This is a genomic window from Flavobacterium sp. XS2P24, assembly GCF_030010285.1.
Taxonomy (GTDB): Bacteria; Bacteroidota; Bacteroidia; order Flavobacteriales; family Flavobacteriaceae; genus Flavobacterium; species Flavobacterium algoritolerans.
Genome location: NZ_JASCRU010000001.1, coordinates 185,492 through 205,076, shown reverse-complemented (window position 1 = coordinate 205,076; position 19,585 = coordinate 185,492). Strand labels below are relative to the sequence as shown.

Below are 19,585 nucleotides of genomic sequence, written 5' to 3'. Positions count from 1 at the left end.
GGTGAAATATACCTTTAAAATGTTTCGACTATTCGACTTATCATTGCAGATAAATGGCTTCCAAATGAAGGAAGCTAAAGCCGAATTGCGGAAAATTGTAGCCTTTTCTGAAAAAGAACACGCCGTTTTCGTCGAAAATAAAAAATTGGAAATTGTCCATTTTCATTTGCAAAATAATGCTTTTTACAAAGATTTAGCAGGAACGACAACTTTTACAAACTGGGAAGATTTACCTGTTTTAAATAAACAAAACTTACAAAAACCATTATTGGATAGGCTTTCAAAAGGTTATTTTCCTAAAAACAGTTACATCAATAAAACATCTGGTTCCAGCGGAACTCCTTTTATTTTTGCCAAAGACAAGTACTGTCATGCGTTGACTTGGGCTTCAAACATATACCGATTTGGTTGGTATGGAATTGATTTTAATACTTCCTATCAAGCGCGTTTTTATGGAATTCCAATGGATTTCATAGGCAACCAAAAGGAACGTTTCAAGGATTTTTTGAGCCATCGGTTTCGGTTCTCTATTTTCGATTTATCGGATGAAGTTTTAGAAAAGATTCTGAAAAAATTTCAGAATAAAAAATTCGATTACATCAATGGTTATACAAGTTCGATTGTTTTGTTTGCTAAATTTTTACAAAAGAAAAATATCGTATTAACAACAATTTGTCCCACTTTGAAAGTATGCATGGTCACTTCTGAAATGCTTTTTGAGGAAGACAAAATCCTTTTAGAAAAACAATTTGGCATTCCTATTGTCAATGAATATGGTGCTTCGGAACTGGATTTGATTGCTTTTGAATCCCGAAGTGTCGGGACTAAAGACGAATGGCAAGTCAATTCAGAAACGTTGTTTGTAGAGATTTTGGATGATAATAATAAAGCGGTTCCAAATGGTACTTCTGGGCGTATCGTCATAACTTCTTTGTTCAATAAAGCGCATCCATTTATACGCTATGACATTGGCGATATTGGAATTCTAGATGAAAAAAGCACATTACAAAAACCGATTCTCAGAAAATTAATAGGCCGAAACAATGATGTTGCCATTTTACCTAGCGGGAAAAAATCACCTGGACTCACCTTTTATTATGTGACAAAAAGCATCATCGAAGACGACGGAAACGTAAAAGAATTTGTGATACAACAAACCAAAATAGATACTTTTGAAATTGAATATGTGAGCGATATCGAATTAAATTTGGCACAAATTAAAAAAATTGAAGAGGCGATAGCTTTATATTTAGAACCTCATTTAATCTTTAGCTTTACCCGGAAAAAATCTTTAGAAAGAAGTAACAGAGGCAAATTGAAGCAGTTTAAATCAATGATTTAACGTAACGTGGTTTTATGATTAATTGAGTGAATAAAAATCCTGTCATACAAAGTATCGAAACAACTAAATTAAAGCGGTGAAACGTTCTGTAAACGGCAAAATTGTGTTTTAGCAACTCATATTTGGATGCTGAAATTGAGTTTTCTCTGATTCTATAAAAAGCTAAACTTTCCGGGACGGGTTGCGCGGTTTTTATTTTTTTGAGAATTGTAAGCCAATGCACCCAATCCTGACGTTTACGAATAGAAGAAATAGGGATTTTCCCAAAGTAGTTTACCTCGTAGATTCCAGTTAAATTTCCAACATAATTGCAAAAAAACAACTGACGATAAGAAAGATTCCTTGGTGATTCTATTCTTCTATTGAGTGATTCTCCCGCTTCATTAATGCATTCGTAAAAGGAAAAAGTAAATGGTAGATTATTTTTTTTGAGAAAATCAATTTGTAGTTCTAACTTAGGCGGCTTCCACAAATCATCTGCGTCTAAAAAGGCTATATATTTCCCAGTTGCTTTCTCCAAAGCAGTATTTCTGGCAATTCCGGTTCCCGAGTTTACATCGAGTAGAAAAAGTTGAATTCTATTATCTTGACTGGAAATTTCTTTTATTATTGAAACCGTTTCATCGGAAGAGCAATCGTCTACGATAATCATTTCCCAGTTTTTGTAGGTTTGATTCTGTACGGACAAGATTGTTTTTGCAATAAATTTTTCACAATTAAAGGATGGCGTTATTATGGATACAAGAGGTTTTTCCATTCTAATAGGCTTTTTCTTCTCCTTTAAAAATATTGATAACCGTTTGGAAAATTATTTTTAAATCTAAAATTAAAGACCAATTTTCAATATAAAAAACATCAAATTTTATTCTGTTAATCATATCGGCTTCTGTCTCAATTTCACCACGAAAACCGCTCACCTGCGCTAATCCTGTAATTCCTGGTTTAACATAATGGCGTACCATATACTTTTTAACTTTATTCCCATAGGCTTTATTTTGAGCCCAAAGATGTGGCCGCGGGCCCACAACTGACATATCACCCAGTAAAACATTTAGAAATTGAGGCATTTCGTCTAAACTTGTTTTTCTCATAAACTTTCCTATTTTGGTAACACGAGGATCATTTTTTGAGGCTTCTTTTTCTGTTGTTTTGTTGATTTTCATAGAACGAAATTTATAACAGAAAAATTCATTTTCATCAATTCCGGGTCTTCCTTGTTTGAAAAAAACTGGTCCTCTGGATTCTAACTTTATTAGAATCGCCAATAATGGAATTAACCACGATAAGAGAACAACAACAATTATACTGGAAAAAACAATGTCAAAGACCCTTTTAAATACCATTGTAGCAGGCTCATTTAGCATGGTTTTTTTTAAAGAGAGTACTGGGAAAAACTCGTAGTAATCAATTTTCAAATTTTTTGAAAAAATCTCTTTTGTATCCGGTATGAATTTTATCGTTTTATTGTTTTCATCGGCAAAATCAATTAAATCTTTCAAATGCTCATTGGAAATTTCGTTTAGTGAGCAATAAATTTCATCTACACAATTTTCAATTACAAAAGGTTTCAAATCTGACAATTCCCCTTTAATATTTTGATTTGATTTCTTATCTGAAAAATAACCTAAAAAACGATAGCCATAATCTTTTCTAGCTTCAAAAAGATTTTTTAATTCTATGGCCTCAGGAGTATATCCAATTATGACAGCGTTTCTATAATTACTTCCAGTTATTATCCTATATTCTTTTAAATAGTAAAACAATAAAAATTTTGAAATAGTAATTAGTAACATCACTGAGGAGATAAACATGGCAATCACCACTCCGTTAAAAACAACTTGTTTTGAAAACGGAAAAAAAGCAATGGTTATTAAAAGAAACAGAACTCCTTGTTTAACTAATTTTGATATTATTTCAAGCGGAGTTGTAAAGCGATATATTCCGTAGAATCTTATAAAAAAAGCAACTATACTCCATCCAACTATCTGATAAACAAGAAAGTGCTCAATCTTAAAATTAAGGTCTTTGAAAAAGAAAAAACCAAGAATCAAAATAACGATTAGATCTATTGAAATACTAATGGGTCTAATGTATTTTGAATATCTTCCTGTTTGAGATGCAGTCATAATTAACGAATGTAACCTGTTTGGTTTTTTATCGGTTTTAAAAAAATTCCTGTTACTATTGAATTGAAATAGTTGCAGGTAATACCTGTTATTTCTGATAATTTTACTTTCACTTGCCAACATATCATCGTTTTTACTTTTGGTTAGCAGGTAAAAATTGTAAAATACAACGAACAGAAAAATGGATAAAATTCACTTTATTGGATTTACTGTTCGTTTGTTTTTTAACTCCTTGAAATAGCTACACAAAATTTAGTACAGTAAATATGTTACTATTTTTTTATTTTCTATTAAATTCAAAGTATATTAAAACTATACATTACAAATATTAAATAAATTCATTTACTTTATATAACTGGAAAAGTCTTTATGCTCTTCTTTAGAAAGTTCCTCTTTAGATAAGGATTTAAAATAGTTATAGGTGATTTTCATTCCTTCTGCACGACCTATTTTAGCTTCCCATCCAAGTAATTCTTTTGCCTTAGTAATGTCAGGCTGACGCTGTAAAGGATCATTTACCGGCAAAGGATGATATACTACTTTTTGATTGGTTCCTGTCAATTTTATAATTTCTTCCGCAAAGTCCTTGATGGTGATTTCATCTGGATTTCCAATATTAACCGGATACACATAATCAGAATGCAGTAATCTGAAAATACCTTCGACTTGGTCATCTACATAACAAAACGAACGGGTTTGCATTCCGTCCCCAAAAATGGTTAAGTCTTCCCCACGAATTGCCTGACCAATAAAAGCAGGAATTACGCGGCCATCATTAAGACGCATTCTTGGTCCGTAAGTATTGAAAATTCTAACAATTCTAGTTTCTACACCATGAAACGTATGATATGCCATAGTTATAGATTCCTGAAAACGTTTGGCTTCGTCATAAACACCTCTTGGTCCAATCGTGTTTACATTTCCATAGTATTCTTCCGTTTGTGGATGAACCAATGGATCTCCATATACTTCAGAAGTAGATGCAATAAGAATTCTGGCATTTTTTACTCTTGCCAAACCTAAAAGATTGTGCGTCCCAAGTGAACCCACTTTTAAGGTTTGTATCGGGATTTTTAAATAATCTATTGGACTTGCAGGCGAAGCAAAATGAAGGATATAATCTAGTTGACCCGGAACATGAACAAATTTTGTAATATCGTGATGATAAAATTCAAAATTCTCCAGTTGGAACAAATGTTCTATATTTTTTAAATCTCCCGTAATGAGATTATCCATTCCAATAACAAAATAGCCTTCTTTAATAAAACGGTCACAAAGATGTGATCCTAAAAATCCAGCTGCTCCGGTGATAAGTATTCTTTTCATGAGTCAATTTTACGAATGCAAGGTATAATAAACCGTTAATATTTTCATCAAAAAAAAAACATTTTTCAATGATATTTGAATTTACAACAAACCGTATTAATTCTAAAAATTCGTTTTTAAACCATTTTCAATATCCTCTTGAAATTGGCTCAAAACACTTTCAATAGAATATTTTTCAATTACAAATTTTCGTGCTTTACTTCCAATAATCTCAGACTGCTCTGGGTTCTCCATTAAATTTTTTAGAACTCTCATTATTTCATGAAGTTTTTCATCCCTATGAAAATAAAACCCTCCTTCGGAAATTTCGAGATTATATTTTACCTCTGAATATTCATTCCCGGTAACAATAGAGGGTTTTGCACTTGCCATCATTCCTAATATTTTTGATGGCATTACCGTATCAACAACTGTGTGTTTTTGAAAAAGCAGATGTAAATCTGCATTACATAACAAATCATTTAACTCTTCATAACGAACGGGTGGGTAGTATTTGCAATTTTGAAATTGTTTCAAACTCTCAATTACTTCTTTCCGTTTTGCTCCCTCGCCAATCAAATAAATCTGAACCTGCCTCATTTCTTGACAAGCACTTACAAAATCAATAAAAAAATCCCAATCTTGCTTGGCTCCAATATTTCCGGAATACAAAATATTAAACTTTGAAGTATCGAATAATACACTTGGCTTTGCCAGATCCGGATTTATCTTTGAATGGTCAATCCAATTAGGGAAAAAGTATTTTTTTGTATTTGATTTGGTTTCTAATTTGTTTAACATTCCATTGCTGATTGTACTCATGAAATCTGCTCGATTAAATATAAATCGCTCCATTCTAAAAATAACTTTAGATAAGAACCCTTTTTTATTCGAAATTCCAGTTTCGAAAGCAGCATCAAATTCAAAATCCTGAACGTGAATCCAAAGTTTACCTCCTCGAAATATTTTTATAAACCAGCCTAAAATTGCCGATATTGTAAAAGGCATCACAACTATGACAATATCATTTTTTTTTATTTTAAAAACATTAAAAAATGAACCCATAAAAAAATGAATCATTTGAAATATCCTCCCTTTGAATGTAGGGATTTGAGGAGTAAATTGTTTGAAACGAAAGATTTCCACACCATTGATAACTTCGGTGCTAAAAAGCCCATTTTTATCGTATTCTTGATATATTTTCCATTGCGGGTAGTAGGGCGTTGCCGCAATCACTTTAACCGTATTTTTTTGAGCTAAAAACTCAGCCATTCCTGTAGAATATAGCCCAATTCCACTATCTTCAGGGTAATAATGGTTACTGATTATTGTTATATTCATTTGCTCAATTTATTCCTTTTTTAAAGGAGTTCCTTTATACATTCCTTTTTCTAAAATGCTCTTAAATACAGATGATCTAGCTCCTACAATAACCTCATCAACTATTTCAACTCCAGGAGACACAAAAACATCTGCCGCTAACCAGCAGGAATCATGAATAAGTATTGGCTTTGCAAAGATTGGAAAGTCAGTTTTCGTATAATCATGAGAACCCGTACATAGATAACTTCTTTGCGAAATGACCGTATTGCTTCCTATTTTTATTTTGCCAAGTGTATACAAAACAACTTCATCTCCAATCCAGGAATAGTCTCCTATTTCCAGCTTCCAAGGATACGTTATTTGGCAAGACGGTCTCAAAATGACCTTTTTGCCAATTTTCGAACCAAAAAGCCTTAATAAAAATCGTCTCCAGCCATACATAAACTGAGGAGACGGTTTAAATAAAAAAAAGTAAACCAACCACCAGAGTTGTACTGTAAATGCATTTCTGCCTCTGAATCCCTCGGGAAGTTTAAACTCTTTTAGTTGATACATTGCAATAAAATTTTATTTGCGTTTTCAATAAACATCTCTTCGGTAAAATATGCATTGGCATATTGCATATTCAGCAGTCCTTTTTGTCGAATCTGATTTTGGTCATTGACTAATTCTTCTAATTTTTTTGCTAAATCTTCTACGCTTTCTTTTTCACAAAAGACAGCATTTTGTTCTTTACAAATATCTGTTATTCCGGCATGATTAGTTGTAAGTATTAAATTTCCCATCGCCATTGCCTCTAATATACTTATGGGTTGGCCTTCCATTTTGTAAAAGGTTGGCAAACAAAAAACATTACTCCAAAGCAGTAATTTCTGTTTTTCCTCCCCGTGTACCACTCCCACATAGTCAACTCCGTCTAAAGTATTAAAATAATCAGATAGATTATTTTCTTTAATCTTGTTGCCAGCAACTTTTAACTGAAAATTTATTCCTTTGTCTTTTAATTTTTTTACTGCTTCTAATAAAATATTAATCCCTTTTTCTTCTATTAAATTACTCAAAAATACAACTCTTAACTCTGAGTACTCTTTTTGTTGAATTAACTTTTCAGGAGGCAGAATTAATGATTCTTCAAAAAAATTATGCAATTCAAAAATAGATTCTTTTTTTAAAAAAGGTTCAAAATTATTGCGCAATGATTCGGACAAAACAATTCCATAATCAAACATTGAAATTAACTTGTGGAAAATGATTCTTTTTAATCCTTTCAATACATTATACTCATTGAGCAGATGATTTCCGTGTAAGTGAACCACTAATTTTTTTCTGGCAAGCTTAGCCAATATTATGAAAGGAAGATATTTTAAAACTCCAAAATAAGATTGACCTATGGTAATGTAAGTGATTTTTGAAAATAAAACTTTGCCAACAAGTAAATATATTTTTATAAAGTACAATTTTTTAAGACTAATTGTACCGTGTTTATGAGTAATGGTTTCAGAATATTCTGAATTAATAGTGTCAACTTTCCAATTTTTTTTACGCAATCCTTTAGAAATAACCTGATTCGCAATACTCACTCCAGATATTGGTGGCGGAAACGGACCTATAATTAAAATTTTATTTTGCATCAAAAGTTAAACAATTTCAATAGGTTTATTTGCTGGTTTAGTGAAAATATTAAAAACGAAAAACAGGAAAAAAAGCAATAATAAAATTCCGTATTTTCTTTCTATAATATTTTCAAAATTAAATATATACAGATAAAATAAAACAAGTACCAATAGAAAATTATTTTTATTTTTTAAAGCATGGATGAAAAGATAAATAAAAAAAAGCAAAAAACTCAATAAGCCAATCAAACCTGTTCCTAAAAGAATACTGAAATACTGATTGTGTGTATTATAATATTTTCCCAATTCAGGATATTGTGCGTCATAACATTCCTGCAAAACAGAAGGAACATCTCCAATTCCGTTTCCAATTAAAGTATTAGAGCTTTTAATTTTTTGAATTCCGCAATCCCAAACCGCAATTCGAACACTTGTGGAATTGTTTGGATTTACCTTTGAATAGGAAACCGGAATAATCATTTCTCGGAACCTTTTCTTAAAATCACTATTAAAAGCAAAAAGGGAAAAAATCAAAAAACAAGAAACCACTCCTACCGAAAATTTTATTTTTGAAGAAAGTCTTCCAAAAAATAACACCAAAAACAAAATCATAAAAAAACCAATAAAAGTAGCCCTTGCCCCAGTTAGAAAAAGTAAAACAACATTTACAACTATTAAAAAAGAGCATTTTTTTAAGTTTTCCCTGAAAATATATATACAAGACATTAAACCCAGAACTGAAGTAATCGAAAGGTAAATAGGATGCATATTAATCAAAGGGATTTCATCGAAAACCGTCCGGATTGTATTGTACGTTATTGGAATATTTTGATAATAAAAATACAAGCTAACGACAATTAAAAAAACAAAATTAGAGCCGTTAAAAATTAGTATCCAATTCTCTACAAACTTTCTTTCAAATCTTAATTCCATTTTTGAGAATACACAATACGAAAAAGCAAGATAAAGCAAAGGAAGGAATCCTTCTATTCGTTTTAATCCATAAGATAAATCTTTGGTATATAGCAAACTGAAAAGATTTACAACAAAAAATAGTCCAAATATTGTAAACGTTTTAGTGTCGATCTTTCTTTCTCTTATAAAAATAACAATCGAAAATAGTCCCAATAAAATAAATGGCAATTCCTTTATACTATTAGGCAACAGTATAAAAAAAGCTATAGAATATAAAATATAATTAAGAAAAGTTAATTCTTTTTTCATTTGAGACATAAGCTAATGTTATCCAAAATAATGGGCAGGTCCATAAATAAGAGGCAGCAGGAAAGGAATATAACATCCAACAAAATTGAAATACAATCAATGTTTTAAACAAGGATTGCTCTGATAAAATGATCGTAAATAAATACTTAAATAAATTATATATCAGAATCAAGAATAAACCAATTCCAATAACTCCATATCTAAAAATCAAGGCAAATGGTAATAAATGAATATTATGTATAGCTGTCTTTCCTAATAATGCAGAGTCAGCAACGCCAATGTCTTTAAAAGAAAAACCTTCAATCGTAGCTCCCATTCCTCCTCCAAATAAAAAATTAAAGGGATTTAAGCACCAATATGCTATTACCGCTTTAGCTTCATCAATTCGTTGGCTAAGAGATAATAATGCGGGAGAATTCCAATCTACATTGCCTTTTAACAATAAATACACTTGAACCAATCGGTCTTTTAAAGTAGAATTCTCCGGAAAATAATTAATTATGACTTTTAATACATCATCTAAAAAGAAAAAACAGAGTAATAGAAAAACTACAATAATTAGCAGAAAAACATTGATGTTTTTTTTTGAAAATCTTTTTTGTACAAAGGCAAAAAACAACACTAAAATAAAAACTAGTAATAACGCTCTGTTTGATTTAAGTATTTGAGAAAAGAAAGGCAGGGAATACAAAAACATCAGGCCGTAGTTTTTTCTATTATAATGATATAATGCATATACTAAAGTAAAAACTACTGTGAAAGAAGGTAAATCAATTTTTAAAACAAATGCTAATACTGAAAGAAATAAAATAGAGATAACAAAATAGTTTTCTTGCCGTAGCGTTAATTCAACTGTAATTTCATCCAGTAATTTTTGATTACTATAAAAAATTCGATACAAAAAATAGCCAAAAAGGATATAGATCATATCTGTAAAAAGATATAAAATAGAATTTCGGTGTACTATACCCACGAAAAAACCTAGGATAGTAAAGCTGACCCATACCAGAACTAAAAGATTTTCTGAGTTTGCTTTTAAACTGATTTTAAAAAAATTATTGAGGTAAAATTTGTTTTTAAAGAAGAATAAAAAGGTGAATAATAATGACATTAACCTAAGGTAAGGTATCATTTGGAATTGCTGAAGACCTAGTATTTTAAAAAAATAAAAAAAACCAGTCTCCACTAAACTTATAAATAATATAAATTCAAATAGGACTGGTAAAGATGTTTTTCTAAAATATAGTTTCATCAAATAAAAATAAAATGGTTTTATTGTTTATCTGAATAGTATATTTTTAATTTAGGTCTTAAACTTGCATCACTATTATTACTTGACGCTAAGAGAACTAAAGAACTACTGTTTTCATTTATCAACTTTAATAAAAACCCATAACTATTGTCTTTATCATCAGAAATATCTTGAACTAATCTTGTGACATTAATTCTGTTTGGATCTTTGTTAAGCTTAGTTTTATCAGTGAAAATCTGGTTATCATCTGTTGTAACAGGTGCGTTTGCCCAATTCACTTCGGTTTCGTCCCAAGGAGAAATTATACGTTGAATAACGAAGCCATTTTCACCATAACTCTCTTTTCCAATTACCGATTTTGCATTAAATTTTAATTGTAAAAAAGCGCTATCAATTTTTATATTGGCCGGAATTTCCTTGAAATTTAAAACCACCCTATTAACATTTATTGAATCTCCTTGTTTTGAGGAATATAAATGGATGTTTTCCTCTTCAGAAAAATTTTGATACGGTAAAAATTTACAAATTAAAGCATCTTCTATGTTACCATTTTTTGCTTCTAATACTATTTCCTTTGAGTTCTTTGAACAAGAAGCCAAAAACAAAGAAAAAAGCCCTAAAGCAACTAAGTTATTTATTCTCATTTTTATACTTTTTTTCAAAATTAACTTTTTTAATCACTTTCATAGTACTATTTAAATTATTTTAAATTTAAAATTATAGTAGAATCTAATTAATAATTGGATAAAATCTGCCAAAACCCGAATTAGAATAACATTTAAAAAATTCAATTGATCAGTAGTTTTTAATACAATCAGTAAGGAAACAAAGACCATTGCTGACACTATCAAAGACCAATTGTATTGCTTATAATATCCCTTTGCTACAAGAATACAATTTCCAACGACTATTGTTAAACTAACAATAGGAATTAAAATCAAAACCAAATCAAGGACATAACTGTATTTATACATTTCGACTCCTCCAAAAATCACAATTACATTTTCAGAAAAAACATATAATAAAATAGCGATAGCCGTACTGATAATAAAAGTTGCAACTGTAATCTTTCTAAGTACACTTTTCCTTACTCCCCTAATTATAACTGGGAAAAGTGCCTGCTGCAAAACCTCAAAAGGAATAATGAAAACAAAGACAATTTTAATAGCGATATCAAAACCTGCAACTTGACCTTTTGTAAATAAATAACCTATCAAAAATACGGTCCCCAGATTAAACAAAAAAGTAGAAAATTTGCCTATAAAAAAGAGATATCCTTCTTTTAAATAGTTTTTTATTAAATCAAAAGTAACCGCAACAAATTTAAAACTTGCTTCTTTTTTCATCATTAAAAACCCCAAAAAGCCCCAAATGATATTTGTAAACACCAAAAACAAAATATACAAATGAATATCAGTACTATTTTTTATAAAGAAAAAGGTTAGTAAAACTAAGATTAGTTTAGAGAAAAAGGTGATAATGGTAATGGTTTTCATTTTCTCAATACCTTGAAAAAACCAAATGGGAGTCAACACTTCACCGATTCCCATGACCAACATCAAAAAAATTAAATTAATAACGGTGTTGATTTCTGTATTAAAAGTCAGTGGAATCAATAAAACAAAGGAAATGAGAAGTAGTATTCCTTTGATATAATATATGGCAGAAATTGCTTCGTTCAGCTTTTTAGGATTGTTCTTGTTTTCGACTACATATTTAGCCGCATACAAATCAAACCCAAAATTGATTAACATTATAAAATATTGAACAATTGAATCTATCCATGTTAATGTTCCATATCCATTTTCTCCCAAAACCCTAATCAAGTAACCCACCAGAATATACTTAGAACCAATATTCAAAAACTTCATTACGCCAATGTAAAAAAAGTTAGATATCATATTTAATCTTGTTCTACTTATATTCATTGATATCCTATGTATTGATCCTATTTTGCACTTTTAAATATATTAAACACTACCTTAAACTCTACTTTATCAAGTTTGCTTTTACAGACTGCTTTCTATAAAAAGCGATAAAAAAACGAATAAAAATGAAAATACAAACAAATAAAATTGGCAAAATAAATTTTAATTTTCCATTTATAGAAGTGGTATTTTCAATATTCAATATTGAACTATTTTCCTTTACAATGCTATTTAATCCTACCAAATCAACTCTAAGAAATCCTTGTTCATTAATCAAAGACTCCTTTGTTTTAATGATATCATTCAATTGGGTATTTTCATTATAATAAACAAGATTATTACTTTTTGCCCCTTTTGCTGTATTCGAAAAACCACTTAAAACCCCATTTATCTGTGCTATAATAGTGTCATTTTGAATCATCTTTAACTGAACATTATTAACCATTTCTTTCTGTACTTTTGAATAATACTCCGATTCATTTAAAAAATGTAATATCGGTTCAATTGTAGATTTTTCAGTTGTTATATGTTTCGTTTGGAAATAAATCGTGTGAAATTTATAATTCTTACTAGTCAAATTTTCTTCAAGGACTTTTTTTATATCACCATCTTCAGCCATCAACTTGATTAATTCAAAGTTCTCAGTCTTGTTTTCAATGAATTTATAAACATCTGTTATTGGTTTGATTTCAATTTTTAGTATTTCTTTAGGCTTTTTTACACCTAGAACTTCTTTTATAAAAATCGTATCTCCTTCTTGAATTTTTGATTCAATCAAGTCAATTTTTGAATATAAATAATCCGTGCTTCCAAAATTTGGAGTCACTGTAATTTGATGATTATAGATTTTTTTTGTCACATCTAAATAAAACCCTACTCCAACTCCAATTACCAAAAAAATCAAAATTACAATAGCATTTTTTACAAAAAACTGAATACATCTAAACAAAAAGGTGTTAATCAATTCAAATAATCTTCCTATTTTTTTAGAAATTTGTGTCAAATCAATCTCCTGATCTTCTTGGTTATTGGGTTGGTTTTTGTTCATCCTATATTTTTATTTTACGTTGAAAATTTGTTCCAATATCTTTATTGTAATCAAATAAGTAGGTTTTACTCCCGTAGTACCTAGTCCGCCTGAAGCTAATGTGCTTCCTGTTTCCAAAGGATTATCAGAGGCATAATACGCATATCTTACCTTCACATCATGTGGAACACTCTTTCTGATTTTTGAAGCAGATTGAATCGCTTTTTGGTAATAAGAACCTTCCATTTCCAATCCTATAACTCCCCAAGTTGATTCATGGAAAAATTTCAATAAATCTCTGTTTTGTAATGAAGTCCCCAAAACGGTGACCATTGGTCCGGCAAAAACAGCAATATCAATTCCTTCAAACATATCAGCAGTCAATTCATTTTCGAAAAAATAATTATCTGCTGTTCCTTCATTGATGTGTGCATTCGGAATCATAATGTCTCCTTTTCCGCCTTCCAGAATTCCCGCTTTTCCCATGATAGAAACTGATTCTACATTAAGCAAAGTGGCTTTTTTATACGGTTTTAATAACTCATCAATGGTTTCATAAGCTTGCTCCCCAAAAGCATAGTCCATAACAATCAGCACTGGTTTTTTATCTCCGGTATTTGCCTTTGGAAACGATGTTTTGGACCAGTCAATTTTGGCTGTATCAAAAATCTGTACGTCTATATTTGTTCCGGAAGTATCCAGTAACGAAATCATTCCGTGTTTCAAAGCTACTGCTGAAACCTGATTGCGAACTTCGTTCGCACCCGATTTGCTTAATTCTTCATAAATAAAGAAATCAGACTTGTCTTTAAACCTCGTTTTTAAAACCTCAGTGGCAAAAATAGAGTTCATCACACTGTGCATGTTCGCACTAATCACGTGAATTGGTCGGTCCAAAAGTTGGTTTTCTTTCAAAACCTCCTTAATGTTAGTGGCCCAAATTTCACCGTGAATATGATGTCCCAATCGTTCCCTCAAAATAGGACTGAAAGTTATGGTTCTCTTATTATCGTCAACTATTTCTTCAATCGCCAGTTTTCCCAACCAAAAAATAACGTGCAAAAATCGATCTGGCGCCGCGGTTGAACCAAATGCATCATAAATATCCAACACTTCCTCAAATGTCCTTCCCAGAATATTCGCAGCATGTGAAATGGCTTTTTCTTTTTCTACCTGTGTCAGCTTTTTCTTTTGAGAAACGGCTTGTTCCAGTTTGAACCAATCGCGGGAAACTTCGCCGGCATCATCCAGTAAAACTCTATTTCTAATTTTGTGGGATTCGATGAAAATAAACGTCAAATGCGTCAAAATATCATAAATATCTGAACGTCCGCGGGTGATTTCCACGTTCATTTGTTCTTCGTCAATACGGTAACAATTGCGTCGTCTTTTTGGTGGAACAATCGCTTGAAAATGAGATTTTGAATACCCTTCTTCCGAAGTTAAATTGATGAATCTACATTCTTCAATTCCTACCGGAAGACGCTCTATAACATACAAAAGTCCATTTAATTCTACTTTTTCATCTGCAATATTTCCATATATTTCTGGGCTTAATGCCAATAATGCTTCTCTCAATGTATCTCCGGAAACTCCCATTGGCTTATAAAATCCTCTATTGAAAAGATGACGCATGGTGATGTACATTTTTTCAATTGCTGCCGATGATTCTTGCGCTCTGGAGCGTGATATATTTTTAGTCTCTTTCATTTTCTAATTATTTTCTAACCTTCAAAGGTAACTCTTTTATTTATTTTTTAATAAATCTACTATATTTCTGTCATTAGAGAGTCTCGGAATTTTATTTTGTCCTCCCAGTTTGCCTATCGATTTCATATAATCCTGAAACCCATTTTTAGCCACTTTGGTGACAACCACTTTACGCAACACTTTGCCCACAATCAAATCGTCATAATACACATTTTGTTTGCGCATGGCGGTATCTATCGCTTCCGCAAAAAATACGCTGTCTTCCGGTTCGTTCTCAAATTCGATGAACCATTCATGATACGGCAATCCTTCTGCCGGCGTGATTTGTGGCGCAACGGTAAATTCATTGATGCGAATATCCGTTCCAATAATTGCTTCCTGCAACGCACTTTCCACTTCCTTGCCAATCACATGTTCTCCAAAAGCCGAAATATAATGTTTGATTCTTCCGGATACTATAACTCTGTAAGGTTTTAAACTGGTAAACTGAACGGTATCTCCAATGTTGTATCCCCAAAGTCCCGCATTGGTAGAAATAATCAGGACATAATTCACACCCAGTTCTACTTCGCCAATCGTATAACGTCTTGGTCCCGTCCCGAAACTTCGGGATTCGGGATCAGTGTAGAATTCGTCACTTTTTATAAATTCATAGAAAATTCCGGAGTTCAAAAGCAGTAACATTCCCTTTTCTTTTTGCGAATCCTGATAGGCAAAAAAGCCTTCCGAAGCCGGAAATAACTCAATACTGTCTACTTTTCGTCCAATAAGATTCTCAAATTTGGCGCGATACGGTTCATAATTCACACCCCCGTAAATAAACAAATTGAAGTTTTTGAAAATGTCTCCTACGGGCTTCCCTCCTTTTTGATTTAGTTTTTCAAAATACATTTGAACCCAAGACGGAATTCCAGAAATAACTCTCATGTCTTTATTAAAAGTTTCCTCGACAATTGCGTTTACTTTGGTTTCCCAATCTTCAATACAATTGGTTTCCCAAGAGGGCATTCTGTTTTTTTGAAGGTATTTTGGAACAAAATGAGCGACAATTCCAGACAATCTGCCTAATTTAACTCCGTTTTTTTCTTCTAATATTGGGCTTCCTTGCAAGAAGATCATTTTCCCATCCACAAAATCAGCGTTTCCGGTTTCATGAATATAATGTAGAATTGCATTTCGAGCCGCCTCAATATGAAACGGCATGGATTCCTTAGTCAACGGAATATATTTTGCCCCAGAAGTAGTTCCTGAAGTCTTGGCAAAATAAAGCGGTTTTCCTTTCCAAAGTATATTTTCCTGGCCTTTTACCACCTTATCAACATAAGGTTTCAATCCTTCATAATCTCTTACTGGAACTTGTTTCGCAAAATCCTGTTGAGTTTTTATTTGGTCAAAATGATGGTCAATACCAAATTGTGTTTTCTTCGCTTCTTTGATTAATTTTTGCAAAACCTTCTTTTGAGTTTCAATAGGATTATTGGCCCAAAGTTGTGTTTTCTTGTATATTTTTTGTGCAAATAATTTTGCAGCAGTAGATTTTATTGACATTTCTTACTCTTGATTTTAATGTTTTTTGCCACGAAGACTCTAAGTCATGTAAACTGAAAACTGTTTTTACTTTTTTGAGTTTCGGCTCCCTTCCTTTTGGGGAGGGTTGGGGTGGGGATTTTCTTCTTTCGTTACTTGTTCTCTCAGTTCCAGTTCTTTCTTTGATGCCGATAAATAAGCCTGAGAAGACACTTCATCCACAACCGTAAGTATCGAATCTTTATTGAATTTTGCATATTCTAACTCTCCTGTCAACACTTTTTGAATTGACCGAATGTATGCTTCATTTTTCTTTAAAGCACGAGACAAAGAATCTGATTTTAAAGCTAGTTCCATTGCTTCATTCTTTAATTTTGAGGAAGAATATCCTGGTATAAATTCTCTTAATGGGGTAAAAGCAATAATAAAAGTAGTAATAAATATAATAATTATTGCTCCCAAAGTCGCTACCACAAAAACATTCATTAAAGTAAGTTTCAAAGAAAATGTCTCTTCAAAAGTATCTTCGTTAAGTATTATTAAACGTCGTTTATTGAATAAATTTTCTTTGAATTTGCGCCGTTTTAGTCGTTTTTTTGACATACTTTTTTATTATTGAACAAATATAAACAATTATTGTGATTGATTGTATTCGCTTGTTTTTGTATCGTTTTCCTAAGCTAAATTTATTTTAATAAATTTTTAACGCTTTTGAAACCAAATAAATGTACCAAAATGAGTTTCCATTAACTAATTCTATATACCTTTGTCGTTAGAGTTATTACAAATTTGCTTAAGCAATAAATTATTCAATCATGGGAAGATTAGGTGTTACAGAAATCCTTGTTATATTGGCGATTGTTTTATTACTTTTTGGAGGTAAAAAAATTCCAGAATTAATGAAAGGTCTAGGAAGCGGAATTAAAGAATTCAAAAACGCAGCCAAAGACAATCAGCCAGCTGATAAAAAAGAAGAAGAAGAAACAAAATAAAAAAAAGGCTTTTCAATTGAAAAGCCTTTTTTTTGTTTTAAAGTATCATACTCAACTGAATACGTTTTCTATCCTCATCGACTTCAGTCACTTTTACCTTAACGTGTTGGTGCAATTTTACCACTTCATTCACATCGCTTACAAAACCTGCTTTGAGTTGCGAAATGTGAACCAAACCACTTTCTTTTACGCCAATATCCACAAAACAACCAAAATTGGTAATGTTATTTACAATTCCAGGTAAAACCATTCCCGTTTTTACATCTTTTATCGTTTTTACATTGGGGTCAAATTCAAATACTTTCGCAGATTTTCTTGGGTCTAATCCCGGTTTTTCGAGTTCTTTTATAATGTCTTTCAATCCCAATAAACCTATTTCTGGAGTAATATAATTTTCTGGTTTTATCAAAGCGGTTTTTTCTTTGTTAGCAATCAAATCATTCACCGTTAATTTCAAATCTTTTGCCATTTTCTCCACAATTCCGTATGCTTCTGGATGCACAGCCGAATTATCCAACGGATTTTTCGCATTCGAAATTCGAATAAAAGCAACGCCTTGTTGGTACGCTTTTTCGCCCAAACGCGGCACTTTTTTAAGTTGTTTCCTGTCTTGAAAAGGACCATTTTCGGAACGGTATTGCACGATGTTTTCGGCCAGCTTCTCTCCTATTCCACTCACATAACTCAACAAATGTTTACTCGCCGTGTTGATATTTACACCAACCGAATTCACGCAACGAATCACCGTACTGTCTAATTCTTCTTTTAATTTATTTTGATCCACGTCATGTTGATATTGGCCTACGCCAATGGCTTTTGGGTCAATTTTTACTAACTCCGCCAATGGATCACTCAATCGTCTTCCGATAGAAACCGAACCTCGAACAGTGACATCATAATTAGGAAACTCCTCTCTGGCGATTTTTGAAGCTGAATACACCGATGCTCCCGCTTCGGAAACGATAAAAACCTGAACCGGTTTATCAAAAGCTATTTTCTTAATGAAGAATTCGGTTTCACGTGAAGCCGTTCCGTTTCCTATTGAAATCGCATCAATTTTATACGAATTCACCATCGAACGAATTTTTTTCATCGCCATCGCTTCCTCTTTTTGAGGCGCATGCGGATAAATCGTTTCGTTGTATAACAAATCCCCTTTTTCATCCAGACAAACAATTTTACAACCGCTTCTAAATCCAGGATCAATCGCCAGAATTCGTTTTTCACCCAAAGGCGGAGCCAACAATAACTGTCCAAGATTATTCGCAAAAACCTGAATAGAATTGGCGTCAGCCTTCGCTTTTGCTTCTTGCAGGGCTTCATTTGAAATCGCCGGATTCAACAATCTTTTGTAACTGTCTTCAATTGCTAATTGTACGTGAGACGTGGTTTTATTTTGACCTTTTAAAACTAACGCATCAATAATATCATACGCTTCATCAATATCAACTTCTACTTTAAACTTGATAAAGCCTTCATTTTCGGCACGAAGCATCGCTAATAACCGATGCGATGGTGCTTTAGTCAACGGTTCTGACCAATCGAAATACTGATTGAATTTCTGCGCCGCTTCGTCGTCTTTCTTCGTTTTTACTACTTTGGTGGTAATGGTTGCTTTGCGTTCGTACAATCTTCGGAGTTGCTTTCGAACATAAATATTTTCATTAATCCATTCGGCAATAATGTCTCTTGCTCCTTGCAAAGCTGCTTCTTCATTGATGACATTTTCATTCAAATATTGTGTTGAAATGAAATCGACATCATCATTATTTTGCGCCATAATGATTTTTGCCAACGGTTCTAATCCGTTTTCACGGGCAACATCGGCTTTCGTTTTTTTCTTCTTTTTGAATGGCAGATAAAAATCTTCCAATTCTTGTAAATCGAAGCTCTGTTGGATTTTTTTTTCTAATTCTGGACTAAGCACATTTTGTTCCTGAATCGATTTTAAAATCGCTTCTTTACGTTTTACAATAACCTCGTATTCTTTTTGGAGCTTTGCAATTTGTTCTATTTGTACTTCATCCAGATTTCCTGTTGTATCTTTTCGATACCTCGAAATAAACGGAATCGTACAATCCTCTTGTAATAATTGAACGGTTTTTTCAATGTTTATTGCTGCTGTAGCAACGATTTTTGATATGAATTGTATATTAGTCATTTTAAATTTAAGATTATAAAATCATGTTGCTAAAATAGTATCTTTGAGTCAAAAC

At 31.9% G+C, this 19,585-nt stretch carries 17 protein-coding genes; 2 read left to right on the top strand and 15 right to left on the bottom strand.

Annotated features, from left to right (window positions below; translation table 11 throughout):
- Nucleotides 1-19 precede the first annotated feature (19 nt).
- Nucleotides 20-1,342, top strand: a complete 1,323-nt coding sequence (locus tag QLS31_RS00895; protein WP_282741854.1) for a phenylacetate--CoA ligase family protein — start codon at nt 20-22, stop codon at nt 1,340-1,342.
- Here the strand turns inward: QLS31_RS00895 and QLS31_RS00890 are convergent.
- The 14 genes from QLS31_RS00890 to QLS31_RS00825 form a co-directional block, all read right to left on the bottom strand.
- The gene (locus QLS31_RS00890) at nt 1,326-2,099 is read right to left on the bottom strand and encodes a glycosyltransferase family 2 protein (protein ID WP_282741852.1); all 774 of its coding nucleotides are present in this window, start codon (nt 2,097-2,099) and stop codon (nt 1,326-1,328) included. The genes QLS31_RS00895 and QLS31_RS00890 overlap by 17 nt on opposite strands.
- A gap of 1 nt (nt 2,100) precedes the next feature.
- Nucleotides 2,101-3,468, bottom strand: coding sequence for an undecaprenyl-phosphate glucose phosphotransferase (locus tag QLS31_RS00885; protein WP_282741850.1), 1,368 nt, complete (start codon nt 3,466-3,468; stop codon nt 2,101-2,103).
- Nucleotides 3,469-3,810: 342 nt separating this feature from the next.
- Entirely contained in the window at nt 3,811-4,794 is a 984-nt protein-coding gene (locus QLS31_RS00880) for a UDP-glucuronic acid decarboxylase family protein (protein WP_282741848.1), read from the bottom strand.
- A 102-nt stretch (nt 4,795-4,896) separates the two neighbouring features.
- Nucleotides 4,897-6,114, bottom strand: coding sequence for a glycosyltransferase (locus QLS31_RS00875; RefSeq protein WP_282741846.1), 1,218 nt, complete (start codon nt 6,112-6,114; stop codon nt 4,897-4,899).
- A 9-nt stretch (nt 6,115-6,123) separates the two neighbouring features.
- Nucleotides 6,124-6,651 (bottom strand): WcaF family extracellular polysaccharide biosynthesis acetyltransferase, encoded by a 528-nt coding sequence (locus tag QLS31_RS00870; RefSeq protein ID WP_282741844.1) that lies wholly within the window; start codon nt 6,649-6,651, stop codon nt 6,124-6,126.
- A complete protein-coding gene (locus QLS31_RS00865) occupies nt 6,639-7,727 on the bottom strand; it encodes a glycosyltransferase family 4 protein (RefSeq protein ID WP_282741842.1) in 1,089 nt (362 codons plus the stop codon). Before QLS31_RS00865 ends, QLS31_RS00870 begins: the two co-directional genes overlap by 13 nt.
- 6 nt (nt 7,728-7,733) lie before the next feature.
- Entirely contained in the window at nt 7,734-8,435 is a 702-nt protein-coding gene (locus tag QLS31_RS00860; RefSeq protein WP_282742151.1) for an O-antigen ligase family protein, read from the bottom strand.
- Between the two features lie 472 nt (nt 8,436-8,907).
- A complete protein-coding gene (locus tag QLS31_RS00855) occupies nt 8,908-10,185 on the bottom strand; it encodes a hypothetical protein (RefSeq protein ID WP_282741840.1) in 1,278 nt (425 codons plus the stop codon).
- A gap of 20 nt (nt 10,186-10,205) precedes the next feature.
- The gene (locus QLS31_RS00850) at nt 10,206-10,847 is read right to left on the bottom strand and encodes a DNRLRE domain-containing protein (RefSeq protein WP_282741838.1); all 642 of its coding nucleotides are present in this window, start codon (nt 10,845-10,847) and stop codon (nt 10,206-10,208) included.
- A 33-nt stretch (nt 10,848-10,880) separates the two neighbouring features.
- Nucleotides 10,881-12,086, bottom strand: coding sequence for an oligosaccharide flippase family protein (locus tag QLS31_RS00845; RefSeq protein ID WP_282741836.1), 1,206 nt, complete (start codon nt 12,084-12,086; stop codon nt 10,881-10,883).
- 88 nt (nt 12,087-12,174) lie between these two features.
- Nucleotides 12,175-13,161 carry a hypothetical protein gene (locus QLS31_RS00840; protein ID WP_282741835.1) on the bottom strand — a complete coding sequence of 329 codons (987 nt, stop codon included), beginning with the start codon at nt 13,159-13,161 and terminating at the stop codon, nt 12,175-12,177.
- A gap of 9 nt (nt 13,162-13,170) precedes the next feature.
- On the bottom strand, nt 13,171-14,850 hold the full coding sequence (locus tag QLS31_RS00835) for a hypothetical protein (RefSeq protein WP_282741832.1): 1,680 nt from the start codon (nt 14,848-14,850) through the stop codon (nt 13,171-13,173).
- A 36-nt stretch (nt 14,851-14,886) separates the two neighbouring features.
- Complete coding sequence (locus tag QLS31_RS00830) at nt 14,887-16,398, bottom strand: GH3 auxin-responsive promoter family protein (RefSeq protein WP_282741830.1); 1,512 nt, start codon at nt 16,396-16,398, stop codon at nt 14,887-14,889.
- 66 nt (nt 16,399-16,464) lie between these two features.
- Nucleotides 16,465-16,980, bottom strand: a complete 516-nt coding sequence (locus tag QLS31_RS00825) for a peptidase (RefSeq protein ID WP_282741828.1) — start codon at nt 16,978-16,980, stop codon at nt 16,465-16,467.
- A gap of 212 nt (nt 16,981-17,192) precedes the next feature.
- Here QLS31_RS00825 and tatA point away from each other — a divergent pair, with 212 nt between their 5' ends.
- Nucleotides 17,193-17,369, top strand: coding sequence for a twin-arginine translocase TatA/TatE family subunit (gene tatA / locus QLS31_RS00820; protein WP_099713958.1), 177 nt, complete (start codon nt 17,193-17,195; stop codon nt 17,367-17,369).
- 37 nt (nt 17,370-17,406) lie between these two features.
- Here tatA and QLS31_RS00815 read toward each other — a convergent pair whose 3' ends face one another.
- Nucleotides 17,407-19,530, bottom strand: coding sequence for a Tex family protein (locus QLS31_RS00815; RefSeq protein WP_282741826.1), 2,124 nt, complete (start codon nt 19,528-19,530; stop codon nt 17,407-17,409).
- Nucleotides 19,531-19,585: the final 55 nt, after the last annotated feature.